Source organism: Microbulbifer mixtoriginis (SeqCode) (genome assembly GCF_052466865.1).
Window position 1 is genome coordinate 635,422 of sequence record NZ_CP174293.1, and the last position, 14,214, is coordinate 649,635.

General features: G+C 55.3%; 11 protein-coding genes. 9 read left to right on the top strand and 2 right to left on the bottom strand.

The window, feature by feature from the left end; all coding sequences use genetic code 11:
* The first annotated feature begins 166 nt into the window (after positions 1 to 166).
* Together epmB and ACJJJA_RS02820 are read left to right on the top strand one after the other, a co-directional pair.
* On the top strand, positions 167 to 1,219 hold the full coding sequence (gene epmB / locus ACJJJA_RS02815) for an EF-P beta-lysylation protein EpmB (RefSeq protein WP_444883567.1): 1,053 nt from the start codon (positions 167 to 169) through the stop codon (positions 1,217 to 1,219).
* A gap of 311 nt (positions 1,220 to 1,530) precedes the next feature.
* Positions 1,531 to 3,618, top strand: coding sequence for an EAL domain-containing protein (locus ACJJJA_RS02820; RefSeq protein ID WP_444883568.1), 2,088 nt, complete (start codon positions 1,531 to 1,533; stop codon positions 3,616 to 3,618).
* A 65-nt stretch (positions 3,619 to 3,683) separates the two neighbouring features.
* Here the strand turns inward: ACJJJA_RS02820 and ACJJJA_RS02825 are convergent, their stop codons facing one another.
* Entirely contained in the window at positions 3,684 to 5,345 is a 1,662-nt protein-coding gene (locus ACJJJA_RS02825) for an alkaline phosphatase D family protein (protein WP_444903688.1), read from the bottom strand.
* Positions 5,346 to 5,487: 142 nt separating this feature from the next.
* Here ACJJJA_RS02825 and ACJJJA_RS02830 point away from each other — a divergent pair, with 142 nt between their 5' ends.
* The 3 genes from ACJJJA_RS02830 to ACJJJA_RS02840 all read left to right on the top strand — a co-directional run bounded on the left by ACJJJA_RS02830 (position 5,488) and on the right by ACJJJA_RS02840 (position 7,982).
* Positions 5,488 to 5,637, top strand: a complete 150-nt coding sequence (locus tag ACJJJA_RS02830) for a hypothetical protein (protein ID WP_444887850.1) — start codon at positions 5,488 to 5,490, stop codon at positions 5,635 to 5,637.
* Positions 5,638 to 5,654: 17 nt separating this feature from the next.
* Entirely contained in the window at positions 5,655 to 7,598 is a 1,944-nt protein-coding gene (locus ACJJJA_RS02835) for a M1 family metallopeptidase (protein ID WP_444903689.1), read from the top strand.
* Positions 7,599 to 7,742: 144 nt separating this feature from the next.
* Positions 7,743 to 7,982 (top strand): hypothetical protein, encoded by a 240-nt coding sequence (locus tag ACJJJA_RS02840; protein WP_444903690.1) that lies wholly within the window; start codon positions 7,743 to 7,745, stop codon positions 7,980 to 7,982.
* Between the two features lie 125 nt (positions 7,983 to 8,107).
* Here ACJJJA_RS02840 and serB read toward each other — a convergent pair whose 3' ends face one another.
* Positions 8,108 to 9,262, bottom strand: a complete 1,155-nt coding sequence (gene serB / locus ACJJJA_RS02845; RefSeq protein ID WP_444903691.1) for a phosphoserine phosphatase SerB — start codon at positions 9,260 to 9,262, stop codon at positions 8,108 to 8,110.
* Between the two features lie 238 nt (positions 9,263 to 9,500).
* Between serB and ACJJJA_RS02850 the strand changes: the two genes are divergently transcribed.
* The 4 genes from ACJJJA_RS02850 (at position 9,501) to ACJJJA_RS02865 (ending at position 14,156) form a co-directional block, all read left to right on the top strand.
* Positions 9,501 to 10,583, top strand: a complete 1,083-nt coding sequence (locus tag ACJJJA_RS02850) for a hypothetical protein (protein WP_252084281.1) — start codon at positions 9,501 to 9,503, stop codon at positions 10,581 to 10,583.
* A gap of 128 nt (positions 10,584 to 10,711) precedes the next feature.
* A complete protein-coding gene (locus tag ACJJJA_RS02855; RefSeq protein WP_444887854.1) occupies positions 10,712 to 11,128 on the top strand; it encodes a MerR family transcriptional regulator in 417 nt (138 codons plus the stop codon).
* A gap of 134 nt (positions 11,129 to 11,262) precedes the next feature.
* Positions 11,263 to 12,432 carry an isovaleryl-CoA dehydrogenase gene (locus tag ACJJJA_RS02860; protein WP_444903692.1) on the top strand — a complete coding sequence of 390 codons (1,170 nt, stop codon included), beginning with the start codon at positions 11,263 to 11,265 and terminating at the stop codon, positions 12,430 to 12,432.
* Between the two features lie 116 nt (positions 12,433 to 12,548).
* The gene (locus tag ACJJJA_RS02865) at positions 12,549 to 14,156 is read left to right on the top strand and encodes a carboxyl transferase domain-containing protein (RefSeq protein ID WP_444903693.1); all 1,608 of its coding nucleotides are present in this window, start codon (positions 12,549 to 12,551) and stop codon (positions 14,154 to 14,156) included.
* The last annotated feature ends 58 nt before the right edge of the window (positions 14,157 to 14,214 follow it).

Below are 14,214 nucleotides of genomic sequence, written 5' to 3' on the forward strand. Positions count from 1 at the left end.
ACTGTGTGGTTTTATTGGTTTTGGCTCGGTAACTTTGATCGGCAGTTTTCCGCCTTTTGGGTACCGCTATCAGGCTTGGTAGGCCGAATACCTGGAGCGTCTGTGCTGGGGGCAGCTTCTGGTACAATGGCTTCTTTTAGTGTTGCTCCCTTCCGTGCGTATTCCTATGGCGAAATCCCCAGCCGTCGACAGCGAAATGATCGACATCTCCGAAGCCCGCCGCTGGCAGGATGAACTTTCAGACTTGATCACTGATCCTGAAGAGTTGATCCGGTTGCTGCAGCTCGACCCGGCGCAGATGCCTTGGGCGCAACGGGCCAATGACAAGTTTGCTTTGCGGGTACCGCGCCCGTTTCTCCGCCGTATACGCCCTGCCGACCCAAATGATCCGCTGTTGTTGCAGGTTTTGCCCGGCGCTGCAGAGTTGGAAGTAGTAGCGGGTTATAGTGCAGACCCGCTAAAAGAAGCTGAGGCGAATCCACTGCCGGGGGTGGTACATAAATATCACGGTCGCCTGCTGTTTATTGCGGCGGGACAGTGCGCGGTAAATTGTCGTTACTGCTTTCGCCGGGAATTTCCCTATGGCGATAATCATTTGAATCGCAAACAGTGGTCTGCAGCGCTTGATTATGTGCGCACACACACAGAGTTGCGCGAGGTGATTTTGAGCGGTGGTGATCCACTGGTATTGAATGATCGCCAACTCGGTTGGCTCGCCGGTGAGCTGGCACAGATCCCCCATCTAAATAAATTGCGCGTGCACAGTCGTGTACCCATTGTGGCGCCTAGCCGCATTACTGATGAGATGCTGTCCTGGTTCAGCCAGTCGCGCCTGAAGCCAGTGCTGGTTTTGCACTGCAATCACGCTAACGAAATTGATGCTGAGGTGCGTGGGGCCCTGCTCAGGTTACGCGAAGCGGGAGTGACTCTGCTAAATCAAGCGGTGTTGCTGCGCGGCGTCAATGATAGCTGCGAAGCCCTGGAAGCCCTCAGCGAAACCCTGTTTGATGCGAGTGTGTTGCCCTATTACCTGCATCAGTTGGACAGGGTCAACGGTGCGGCCCACTTCGAAGTGAGTGATAGTGTGGCAGTGGAAATCGTTGAGCAATTGCGCCGGCGCTTGCCAGGTTATTTGGTGCCGAAGCTGGTGCGAGAAGTGCCGGGTGTCGCTTCCAAGTCGCCAATAGAGGCTTGCGTCAAACCTTCTAACGTCGATTAATAAAAATCCTGAGGCGCAGAGGATAGAAAAATGGCGTCAAATTGATCTGTGCTAAATACACGGCAGAGCCTATCTATATAGTGGCTGCCGATTAATTGCGCCGCACAGCCCGCGGGCCAGAAAAGCAGCTGCCGGCCTGCTCAGTGATTACTTATTCGCAAAAAGATACTCTCGGGCGTGTTTTTGGCAGGAAGAATAGTGTGACTTGAATCACGCGTACCACCCAGATGTGCTCTTGTATGCCACCACAGGGGCCCCCTAAACTACCGCATGGGGTTGCGGTGCGCTGCCCTGAATAAATAGAGCAAATAATGAATAGCAACGACACTATCCGACTCCTTCTGATTCACGATATGCCTTCAGAGGCACAGCGCCTGGTGAGCATGTTGCACAATGCAGGCAGGCCCAATCGTGCCCAGCATGTCGCTAATGAAGCGGTTTTTACCCGCTTGCTGCAAGATAAAACCTGGGACCTAGTGATCGCCTCAGAAGGTAGTACTCAGGTTCCTCCTGCAGTAACTCTACGCACTATCAGTAAACTGCAAAAAGATATTCCGGTGATTCTGCTGAGTGAGCGCAGTGGCTCTCAGCCGGTGGTTGAAGGGCTGAAACTGGGCGCCAGGGACGTGGTGACGGTGGATGAAGATCAACACCTATTGTTGGTGATCCAGCGCGAGATGTCGGCTCTCGAAAACCGCCGCCAGGCGCGGCTACACGACCGTCGCTATCACGCCACACTCAAGCGGGCTAAAGAATTACTCGACAGCTCCAAAGATGCCATAGCCTATGTCTCCGACGGCCTACTGGTATATGCCAACGATTCCTTTGCCGAGCGTTTCGGCTATGAAACTGGTGAGGATATCGAATACCAACCGCTGATCGATATGTTGGCGGAAAATGAGCAGGAGGGCGCACGGGAATTTCTCAAGCGCTGCGCTATCGACAACAATGAAGTTGAGGCCAAGGAGTGGCAGTTTACTGCCAGAACTGTGAGCGGCGATCCACTGCCCACCCGTGCAGAGGTACTCAGTACGACTTACGAGGATGAGCGCTGTTTGCAAGTGCGCATTGCCAGTCGTCGCGGCGATACTGAACAGCTGGAAGCTCAGCTCAGCGATATTAAAAATCGCGACCCTCTCACTGGCCTATATAACCGCCAGCATTTTTTGCAGCTACTGGACTCCACCATCAAGGCTTCGGCGGATTCACATCGCACCGGTGGCTTAATGTTTATTCAGGTGGATCGCTTTGCTGAGGAGGTGCAAAAAGTTGTGGGTGTGGCTGGTGCCGACGCACTGCAGAAAGCCATGGCCGAATTATTACAGGGCTGCCAGCGCAGCGGTGACACCCTGGCACGTTACAGTGATGACAGTTTCTGCCTGCTGAGCTCCGATACCACGCCGGATAGTATCGAGCTGCGCGCTAAAGACATACTCAAGCGAATTGCTGACACCATTTTCGATGCCGCCGGCAAGACCCAGCAGGTGACCGCCTCGATTGGGATTTCATTACTGAGCGAGGCTTCCAGTGGCTCCCAGCAAGTGCTGGAGCAGGCACAAACGGCCCATAAACAGGCCCTCGGCGAAGACGCTCAGGGCGGTGCTTTTGCCCTTTATGAGCCGGATACCGAAAACAGTGCCGATGCCGGTACCTATCACCGTGCCCGAGTGGTGCAGGCGCTGGAAGCGGGCAACCTCAAGCTACTGTACCAGCCGATCCTGAGTCTGCAGGGCACCGGCGAGCAGATGTACGAGGTATTAGTGCGTATGCTTGATGAAAAAGAGGAACTGGCGCCGCTGGCTTTTCTGCAGGAGCTGGGTGATGCGGGGCTGTCGGCAAAGATGGATCGCTGGGTGATCCTTACCGCGATTAAGGCCGCGGCCGCCGCCAGGGCCGAGGGCAAGGAGGTTTCGCTGTTGCTGCACCTCACTACCGCCTCACTACTCGACAACAGCCTGCCGGCCTGGTTAGGGGTGGCCTTCAAGGCCGCCAAGTTGATACCCGCTTCGGTGGTATTTCAGTTGCGCCAGGAGGATATCACCAGCAATTTACACGCTGCGCGGGACTTCACTACCCAAGTACAGCAGATCGGCTGCCGTGTTTCAGTCTGTCACTTCGGTACCGGCCTGAACCCGTTTAAGGCACTGGAGCATGTGAAGGTGGATATCGCCAAGATCGACCCGTCATTTGTGCGCGAAGTGCAGGACGAGGGCGAGAGTAGCGACACCCTTGCAGGGTTGGTACAGCGCCTGGGTGAGGCGAATACCAAGGTGATCGTGCCCCATATCGAGCAGGCCAGCATGTTGCCCACTCTTTGGCAAACCGGCACTGACTATATCCAGGGTTACTATGTGCAGGCTCCGGCAGATGAGATGAATTTCGACTTTAGCCTGGATTGATCCGGCTCTTAATTGGCGAGAGAAAACCGCGCGACTCGATGGGCCGCGCGGTTTTTTTATGCCGCTTAAACCTGATAGCGGCTGCGCAGGGCGGCAATGGCGTTACGCGCCAGAGTGGCATAGCCTGGAGCCGGTGCAGGCACTTCAGCGGGAGCATTACTCTCACTCCAGGCTCTTTGTATGTGGTTGGCGCCGGCCTTTTGCTTATAGATTCGCGCGAGGTTGGTGTTGTAACTCTTACTGGTGACAGTATCCACATGGTACCAGTGGGCTTTGGTGCGAGAGTGGGATACATCCATCAACAGATAGCCGCGCTGGGTTACGTCAACCCACTTCAGATGAGGAATCAGTCCATCCATGGCGATGGCGGCTACATCAGTTAAATGGGACTTGTCCAGGAAGCTAGAGGTCACTCCCGGGGTGACAAACTCGCCGCCCAGGGCACCGCGGCCGGTTAGGCGGCCGTACTCGAGAATATTGAATGGGTTGCTGGCCAGGTCCCAGGCCCAGGAGCTGTGGATATCTCCGGTGAGCACGACAAAATTGTCGATATTGTGGTTGCTGATGTGATCGAAGAGGCGCTCGCGGGAGGCGGTGTAACCATCCCATTGGTCCATATTGATCGACAGATCTTTGGCCAGAGTCAGTTGCGCCATCATCACTTGCTGCCCCAGTACCCGCCAGCGCACACCGTCCGCTTGGGATTGCGTCAGGCCGCTGTGCAACCATTGCTCCTGTTGTGCGCCGAGGATGCTGCGATCGGGATTATCGGCGGTCTTCTGGTCGAACCAATTGGCCTGCTCGTCACGCGCGGCAATTCGCGTATCCAGCATCATCAAATCCATCAGGTTGCCAAAGCGGAAGCTGCGGTAAATGGCCTTGTCACCAAATAAATCGAGGATGCCGTTATCGCGGATTGGCATCCATTCAAAGTAGGCCTGGTTTGCCACAGAGCGGCGCACCGCCCATTCGCCTTCGCCGTCTTGGGGGTTGTGGTTCTCCGCACCACCGGCCCAGGCATTGTTGGTGGTTTCGTGGTCGTCCCATACGCAAATAAACGGGTGCTGGCGGTGGACTTCCTGTAGATCGGGGTCTGAGCGATATTGTGCGTAGCGCTGGCGATAGTCCTGAATATCCACCATTTCCTTGGCGGGAATTGGCTCGCGTCCGAGACCACTACCGGTGCCAAAACCACCGGGACCATATTCATAGATGTAGTCTCCCAGGTGCAGTACCACATCCAGATCTGCGCGCAGGGCGATCTCGCGATACACATTGAAGTAGCCCATCGGGTAATTGGAGCAGCTGGTAACGGCGAAGCGCAGGCGCTCCACATGACCGGTGGGCAGGGTGCGGGTGCGGCCGATCGGTGAATCGATACCGTTGGAGTAGAAACGGTAGTAGTAACTAGTGCCTGCCTGTAGTCCTGATGCGTCCACCTTGATGGTGTAATCCACTTCTGGGCCGGTGAGACCACTGCCGCTGTTAACCACCATGGCCATTTCCGGGTCCAGTGCGATCTGCCAGCTATAGGGCACCATGGACTGGAAGGCGGGATCATCGGAGGGGGTGATCCTGGTCCAGAGAATAACGCGATCCGCTAGGGGATCTCCGCTGGCTACGCCGTGCTGGAATGGCTGCAGGCCAGCACCATAGGCTTTCAGCAGTGGCAGCGATGCTAGGCCGGCGCCGGAAAATTGTAGAAACCGCCTCCGGGATAGTGACATGGGGCTCTCCTTATGTGCTTGTTTTAGAGGGCCCGCAGTCTGAATAGGGAAAGTGAAGGCTTTGTTAATTGATGGGGGGATTTTTGTGTTGTAGGTGCGGATTAGTCGGCAAATTCGTCCGCCAACCGATAAGTTGAGACATATGTCTATTTTTATTGCTCCTGAGAGCACGATCGCCGCTGGCGAGACTCTGTACACCTTCATTGTGACCGGTATCCAGCAATGGTCTTTCCCGCTGTCGTTCCGCAAGCGCTTACTCTCGGGTATCCTGTGGCGCAAATTGAAAAGCTGAACCCAGGGAGTAGACCCATGTTGCCCCGTTTACTATGCACCAGCCTGATCGTCGGCGGCCTCGCCGTAGCCTCAGGTTGTTCCAAGAATGAACCGACCAAGGTCGAAGCTGACAGCGCCGATACGTCGGTAAAAGCGGCTGCGGTGATCGAGAAGAAAAGCGTTGCAGAAAAGGCGCCGCAATCCGGTGTGGATTATCACTCCTTCGCCAATAGCAATGACTACCAGGTGCAGCACCTGGATCTGGACCTGACTGTCGACTTTTCCCGCAAGGTACTCGAGGGCGAAGCCAAGCTGGACTTCAAACGCCTCAACGATAAGAACCTGCCGATGGTGCTCGATACTCGCGAGCTGGAAGTGGTTTCTGTATCGGCCAATGGCACGCCGCTGAAGTTCTCCATGGGTGAGAAAGACAGCCACCTGGGCACTCCGCTGAATATCGAGCTGCCGGAAGATGCCGACAGCATTACTATCCGCTACCGCACAGCGCCGGGCGCCTCTGGCGTTCAGTGGCTGGAACCGCAGCAGACCGCGGGCAAGAAGCATCCGTTCCTGTTTACCCAGGCCCAGGCGATTCACGCGCGCAGCTTTATCCCGCTGCAGGATTCCCCGAAAGTTCGTCTCACCTACAACGCTACCGTTCGCACCCCGAAAGAACTGCGCGCGGTAATGAGTGCGAACAACGATCCGCAGGCAGCCAAAGATGGTGTTTACGAATTTGAAATGCCCCAGCGCATACCCTCTTACCTGATTGCCCTGGCAGTAGGCGATCTGCAGTTCAAGCCCATGGGTGAGCGCACCGGTGTCTACGCCGAGCCTTCCATGCTGGAATCTGCAGCGGCGGAGTTTGCCGATACCGAATCCATGCTGGAAGTGACCGAAAAGGCGTATGGCCCCTACCACTGGGACCGCTACGACCTGCTGATTCTGCCCCCCAGCTTCCCCTTCGGCGGTATGGAAAACCCGCGCCTGAGCTTTATCACTCCGACGGTGATCGCCGGCGATAAGAGCCTGGTAGCCCTGATTGCCCACGAATTGGCCCACTCCTGGTCCGGCAACCTGGTGACCAATGCCAGCTGGCGCGACCTGTGGCTGAATGAAGGCTTCACCACCTACCTGACCAACCGCATCATGCAGTTCGTCTACGGCGATGAGCGCTATCAGATGGAAATGGCTCTGGGTTATGACGACCTGCAGGCGGACCTGGCCGATAAAGAGCCCCGCGATGAGATTATGGCGATCGACCTGCGCGGCCGTGATCCCGATGAAGTCTTCTCCAATATCCCTTACGAGAAAGGTTCCCTGTTCCTGTATGAGCTGGAGCAGAAAGTGGGCCGCGAAGCTTTCGACCGCTTCCTGATGGAGTACTTCAACCACTTCTCCTTCCAGAGCATTACCACCGAGGATTTCGTTAAGTACCTCGACAAGACCTTGTTGGTTGAGCACGCCGATAAGTTGGATCGCGAGCGCATTCACCAGTGGATTTTCGAGCCGGGTATTCCTGAAGGTGCGCCGCACCCGCAGTCCGATGCCTTCAGCAAGTTGGACCCAGTGCGTCAACAGTGGTTGGACGGCAAATTGGCAGCGAAGGATATCGACACCAAGGGCTGGACCTTCCACCAGTGGAAGTATTTCCTCGACGGTATGCCGGAAAAGTTGACTGAAACGCAATTGAAGGAACTGGACAGCGCCTTTGGCCTGACCCAATCCCGCAATAACGAAGTGGCCTTTAGCTGGCTGATGATTGCCGTGCGCAACGACTACGAGCCGGCATTCAATCGCCTGGAAAACTTCCTTACCAGCATCGGCCGCAACAAGTTCCTGCGCCCGCTATACCGCAATATGGTTGAAACCGGCAAACAGGATGTGGCAGCGCGTATTTTTGAACGCGCCAAGGTGGGGTATCACCCGCTGACGGTAAAAGTGAACAGCCTGGTAATCTACGGTAAAAAAGAAGGCTAGCTCGGCCTTCAACACTTGTGCGATTTTGGTGCTGTGCACCAGAATCGCCACTCTCCATACTGGTTGTTGCCAGCGCAACACTGGCCACCTACGAGCTTTCCCTAGCTTTATCTGCCCGTTTTTCCTCTTGCCAAGATTAACTCAATGAATCTGCTAAAGCTGATTTCGGATTGGGTTTGGCTGGCGCGCAGTGCTAAAAAAGGCCTGTGTAATCGGTTGTGTAGCAAAGCTGAACAAACTGGTACAAAAGAAAGAATTTTACGTCAATTTTCTGGCATAAAAATCATTAAACTGCTGTTCAAAACGGAACCCATTGCGTACCCTGCTGCTCGAATAAAAATCCATTTAGGCAAAGGGAGGTACCTATGTACAGGCGGATTTTAATATTGGCTTTTCTCAGCCTTTTGGCAGCAGGCTGCGAGTATGAACCCAGTGCCTGCTCGGATAACACTAAGCCGCGCTCATTCCCCTTCCCACACGCGGTGATATAAACCTTTTTTGGGACACCTTTAAGAAGGCTGTCCCAATTCGGCAATTTGCTGGTCGTTGAGACCGAACAGGTAAAGCGCCGCATCTAGTCCAAATAGAGTGATAGCTTGCGGCGCCTCCCTGCGGACTTTGGGTTTCGGGTGTATGGCGATACCCAGGGCACCCAGGTTCAACATGGGTATATCGTTTGCCCCATCCCCAACGGCAACCACTTTTTCCAGCGGCACTCCCATCTCCTTTGCTGTTTCTCCCAGCAATAACCGCTTGCGCATTCCGTCCACGATAGGCTCTATCACTTCACCGGTGAGCGCGCCCTCGGCAAACTCGAGTTCATTGGCGTATATCAGGTCAACAGCCAGGCGTTCCCTTTGTAGGAAATTGGCGAAGTAGGTAAAACCGCCGGACAAAATGACAGTTTTGCAGCCGAGTTTGCGTAGGCAGTGCAACAGGTTTTGGGCTCCATCTTTTAGTGGCAGTTGCGTGGCGATTTCTGCCAGGCGCTGTTCGGAAAAACCTTTTAGCAACGCCATACGTTTTTTGAAACTATCGCGAAAATCCAATTCGCCGCGCATTGCGGCCGCAGTGATGGCCGCCACCTGGTCGCCGATTCCGGTAATCTTGGCTAGCTCGTCGATCACCTCTGCATCGATCAGAGTGGAATCCATATCGAAGCCAGCCAGTGCCGGTACCCTCTGACTGATGCCCTCCTGCAAGACCAGATCGGCTCCGATTGCTTCGGCCAGTTGTAGGCAGGTAAAACGTGCCGGGGAAAACTCCAGTTCAGCGCTGAACTGAAAGCGGATGACCGTGCACTCGTGCCGGTGGGCTAGGGTGTCGATGACATCAATATGCCAGTGTTGCTCAGCACAAAAATCCAGCAGGCGCTGCAGTTGTGACAGGGTGGCTGCTGGGCTTAGGAAGGTCAGGCACCAGGGCGATTGCACATCTGATGGTATCGCACTGGGTAAATTCAATTGGCAACTGGCGCCGTCCGAAAAGGGGGCTGTATTGTCGTATTCCAACCCCAGCAGTGCATGGCCGCCGCTATAGGTGAGGTAGCGCACAGAACAGTCGAAGTGTGACTGGGTAATTTGTGCCAGGGGCAGATGAAATTCTTGTGCTTTAGTCTCGACGCCCATAGCGAAGGTCCCCAATTTATTCAATAAGCGACGCATTATAGCTCTAGCGGGAATCTTCGTTAAAATCAGCGCCGCAGGTTGGGCCCGCTTATTTATTACAAATTAAAAAATCCCGTATGGAACTATTTTGTTGCGGGATCGACCAACGGCACAGGAAATTACACTGCGTATTATTTGCGCTTTGTGAGGATAAAATTGCGCCAGGGCCGTTGGCCGTGGAGAGTTCCAAAAACGCAAGGTAATAAAAACAAGGCAAGGTATTAAAGCCGTATTTATGTCTGTATCGATGATTTCCCTTCTGCGCAGGTTGCCAGAGCAGTTTGCGCGTTTATCTAAACGTACCCGCCAGCGTCTGCTGGCTGCGATGATCTGGCTGATACTGGCGCTGTTCTGCAGTGTGGCTCTCGGTCATTACTATGCGCAGCGCCATGCTGATGCGGTGGAGAGAGACCGGGTCTCTGCGCAGGTTGCGGCCAGTTTTCTCGCCGGGCAGAGCCTGGAGCGTATTGTTGCCGATGATCGTATCAGTATGCAGCTGTTGGCCAGGCAGCTGCTGGAATTGCCCGCTATCAGCGGTGTTGCCGTTGAGGATGTGGAATCCAATAGTTTGGCGGAAGTTGGTGATCTGAAGAGTGGCGAGACCATCAGTGTGCCAGTAGTGCTGCATGACAGTATCGCCGGCAATGTTACCGTAGCCCTGATTCCTGGTGCGGACGTCAGCTTTCCCTGGGCCAGTTTATTGCTGACGCTGGTATTTGCCCTGCCATTTAGTGCAGTGGCGGCACTGATGACAGGGGGTTTTTCCGCGCAGCGCAGTTTGCCAGCGGAAGAGCCTCTTTCCTCTGCGGATCTTCCCGAGCAAAAGCAAGACTCTATAGGCCTGTACCTGCGGCCATTGAACTGGGCTCAGTTGACCAACCAATTGAGTCGCAGTGCGCTCGAAGGAATTCAGCGGGAATTGGATGGGCGTATGCAGTTGCTGCGTCGGATCTACGGTGCCCATCCTTTGAGTTGTGCAGGGCCGCAAGTTGGTTTGGGGTTTTCCGGCGCCGATTCGGCGTTTCGTGCGGTCTGCTGTGGCCTGTTGCTGCGGGAGATGCAGAGTGTCAGCCGCGCTACCGGTTTGAAGTTAGCCCTGGCGGTGGCGCCTTGTGAGCCAAGCACGCCAGATTTTTCTGCTGAACAGCTACTAAACCAATCGCGTGGTTTGTTTTTACATCCTGAGTTGCTGGAGGATAGCTCTCTGGCTGGGCGTATTGAGCACCACGGTGCTGGCTGGGCTCTGGAAATCACAGGCCTTACACCCTCCTATCAAAAGTTGCTCGACAATCAGTTGCAACAGCTGTTGGGCGTCTGATCTCTCCCTTCCGATTACTGCGATGGGTTAATGACTGAATAGCCCCTCGCAGTTATTTTTGGCGTTTGCTTTACGTTTACGTCAACGTAAACTCTTGTTAGGCTCTGTTGCGTCTCGAGGAAGTACTTATGAAAGCCAAAGCCAGCATCGTAGAGCCCCAGAGTTACAGTATTTCGGAGCTGGCGCGGGAGTTTGAGATAACCACCCGCGCCATCCGTTTCTATGAAGACAAGGGCCTGCTCAAACCGGAGCGGCATGGTCAGACCCGTGTCTACAGCCCCGAAGAACGGGTGCGCTTAAAGCTGATTTTACGCGGCAAGCGCCTGGGTTTTTCCCTCGATGAGAGCCGCGAGATTATCGATATGTACGACCCCGCTCATGGCAATGTAGAGCAGTTACAGCGCCTGCTGGAGCGTATAGCGCAGAAGCGGGCACAGTTGCAGCAGCAGCTGCGGGATATTGAGAGCCTGATGGGGGAACTCGGTGAAGCCGAAGCCCGTGCACAAGCGGCTTTGGTAAAGAGCCGCAACGAGGAAAGCCCCTAGTTCACCGGTTAAAAATTTCGACAGGCGCCTGCGAAAGCCTGTGACCCGCAGAGGTTTAGCGTGTCACCCGATGTATCGAGTGGTTGCAGGTGCCGCCAGTTTAAAAGACTTTTCTAATAATTATTGGAGCCATTATGAATACCTCCTATCCAACCCTGAATTTCGGCCTCGGTGAAGACATCGATATGCTCCGCGACATGGTCTACAAGTTCTGCCAGGCGGAGCTGGCCCCGCGCGCGGCGCAGATCGATGAAGACAACCTGTTCCCCGCCGATATGTGGAAAAAATTCGGTGAGCTGGGTCTGCTGGGTATGACCGTGGAAGAGGAGTTCGGCGGTTCCAATATGGGTTACCTGGCACACGCTGTGGCCATGGAAGAAATTTCCCGCGCCTCCGCTTCTGTGGGCTTGTCCTACGGTGCCCACTCGAATCTGTGTGTAAACCAGATTCGCAAAAATGGTACCCGCGAGCAGAAGCTCAAGTACCTGCCCAAGCTGTGTTCCGGTGAGCATGTAGGCGCCTTGGCCATGAGTGAACCGAATTCCGGTTCCGACGTAGTGAGCTTGCAACTGCGCGCGGAAAAGCGCGGTGATCACTTTGTTTTGAACGGCAATAAAATGTGGATCACCAACGGCCCCGATGCCGATACCTATGTGATTTACGCGCGCACTGAGCCGGGCATCAGTTCCGGTGGTATCACTGCATTTATCGTTGAGCGCGGTTTTGCCGGTTTCTCACAGGCGCAGAAACTCGACAAGCTGGGTATGCGCGGTTCCAACACCTGTGAGCTGGTGTTCGAAGACTGTGAAGTGCCGGAAGAAAATATTCTCGGTGAGTTGAACGGCGGCGTACGCGTTTTGATGAGCGGCCTCGACTATGAGCGCACCATTCTCTCCGGTGGCCCTGTCGGTATTATGCAGGCCTGCCTGGATGTGGTGGTTCCCTATATCCACGAGCGCAAGCAGTTCGGCAAGGCTATTGGTGAATTCCAGCTGATGCAGGGCAAGATCGCCGATATGTATGCCGACCTGAATGCCTGCCGTGCTTACCTCTACGCCGTGGCCCGTGCCTGTGATCGCGGTGAGGACTCGCGCAAGGACGCCGCTGCAGTAATCCTGTTTACTGCAGAGCGCGCAACCCAGATGGCCCTGCAGGCTATCCAGACTCTGGGCGGCAATGGCTACATCAACGAGTACGCCACCGGTCGCCTGCTGCGCGATGCCAAGCTCTACGAAATCGGCGCGGGCACTTCTGAAGTGCGTCGTATGCTGATTGGTCGCGAGCTGTTTAACGAGACCCGCTAAGGCTGGGCATTTCTTCTCGCTGCCGGCGCCTGTCGGCGGCAGCTGTCTCCACGGACATTGCGGCGATAAGCCGCGCTCCGTGGAGGTCTTTTCTCCGGGAAAGTGAATCGGACTTTATGAATCAGTTGCAGAGCAAAATAAATACGCGCGATGCCGCCTTTGGCGAAAACCGCGAGCAGATGCAGGCGCTGGTGGCAGACCTGCGTGAGAAAGTGGAAGCCATCGCCCAGGGCGGCGGCGAACGCGCAAGGGAAAAACACCTGGCGCGAGGAAAATTATTGCCACGGGACCGTATTGATGCGCTGCTCGATCCGGGTAGCCCTTTTATGGAATTTTCCCAGCTGGCCGCTTACGAGGTTTATGGTGAAGATGTCCCGGCCGCGGGCATTATTACTGGCATCGGCACCGTCTCTGGCCAGCCTTGTGTCATCGTCGCCAACGATGCCACGGTAAAAGGCGGTACCTATTACCCGCTCACGGTAAAGAAACATCTGCGCGCGCAGACCATTGCCGAGCAGAACAATCTGCCGTGTATTTACCTGGTGGATTCCGGTGGTGCCAATCTTCCGCGCCAGGACGATGTTTTCCCAGACCGTGAGCACTTCGGTCGCATCTTCTTTAACCAGGCCAACCTGTCTGCACAGAATATTCCGCAGATCGCGGTGGTTATGGGGAGCTGCACCGCCGGTGGAGCCTATGTGCCGGCCATGGCAGACGAATCCATTATGGTGAAAGAGCAGGCCACCATCTTCCTGGCGGGCCCGCCCCTGGTGAAAGCGGCCACCGGTGAAGAGGTTTCCGCGGAGGAACTCGGTGGTGCCGAGGTGCACTGTCGCACTTCCGGGGTTTCCGATCACTACGCCAATAACGACGTACATGCGTTGCAGTTGGCGCGTCGCTCTGTAGCGCGCCTGAATCGTATCAAAAATCCCGGCCTGGATATCCAAAAGCCGGTGGAGCCGATTTATCCACCGGAAGATATTTACGGTGTGGTGCCTAAAGATTCGCGCCAGCCGTTTGACGTGCGCGAGATTATCGCGCGAGTTGTGGACGGCTCCGAGTTCGATGAATTTAAAGCGTTGTACGGCACCACTCTGGTAACCGGTTTTGCCCGTATCCAGGGCTATCCGGTGGGAATTGTTGCCAACAATGGCATCCTGTTTGCGGAAAGTGCGCAAAAAGGCGCGCACTTTATTGAGCTGTGCGCGCAGCGCAAGATCCCGCTGGTTTTCCTGCAAAATATCACTGGTTTCATGGTGGGCAAACAGTACGAGGCGGGCGGCATCGCCAAACACGGTGCCAAGATGGTAACTGCTGTAGCTACTGCAAAGGTACCCAAAATCACTATTCTTATCGGCGGCTCTTTCGGCGCCGGTAACTACGGTATGTGTGGCCGCGCCTACGATCCCAACTTCCTGTTTATGTGGCCCAATGCGCGCATCTCGGTTATGGGGGGAGAACAAGCCGCTGGCGTATTGGCCCAGGTGAAGCGCGACCAGATGGCGGCGCGAGGTGAATCCTGGAGCGAAGAGGAAGAGCAGCAGTTTAAGCAGCCGATTGTGGATAACTACGAACATCAGGGGCACCCCTACTACGCTTCTGCACGTTTGTGGGATGACGGCGTTATCGACCCGGCGGATACCCGCCGCGTGCTAGGCCTGTGCCTGGCGGCGGCCAGCCACAAAGAGCCGGAAGAGACCAAGTTCGGCGTGTTCCGTATGTAAGGAACTGTGGTTGCGGTGCCGCGGGCTACCCCGGTGCCGCTAGAGAGAAACGCCCCAA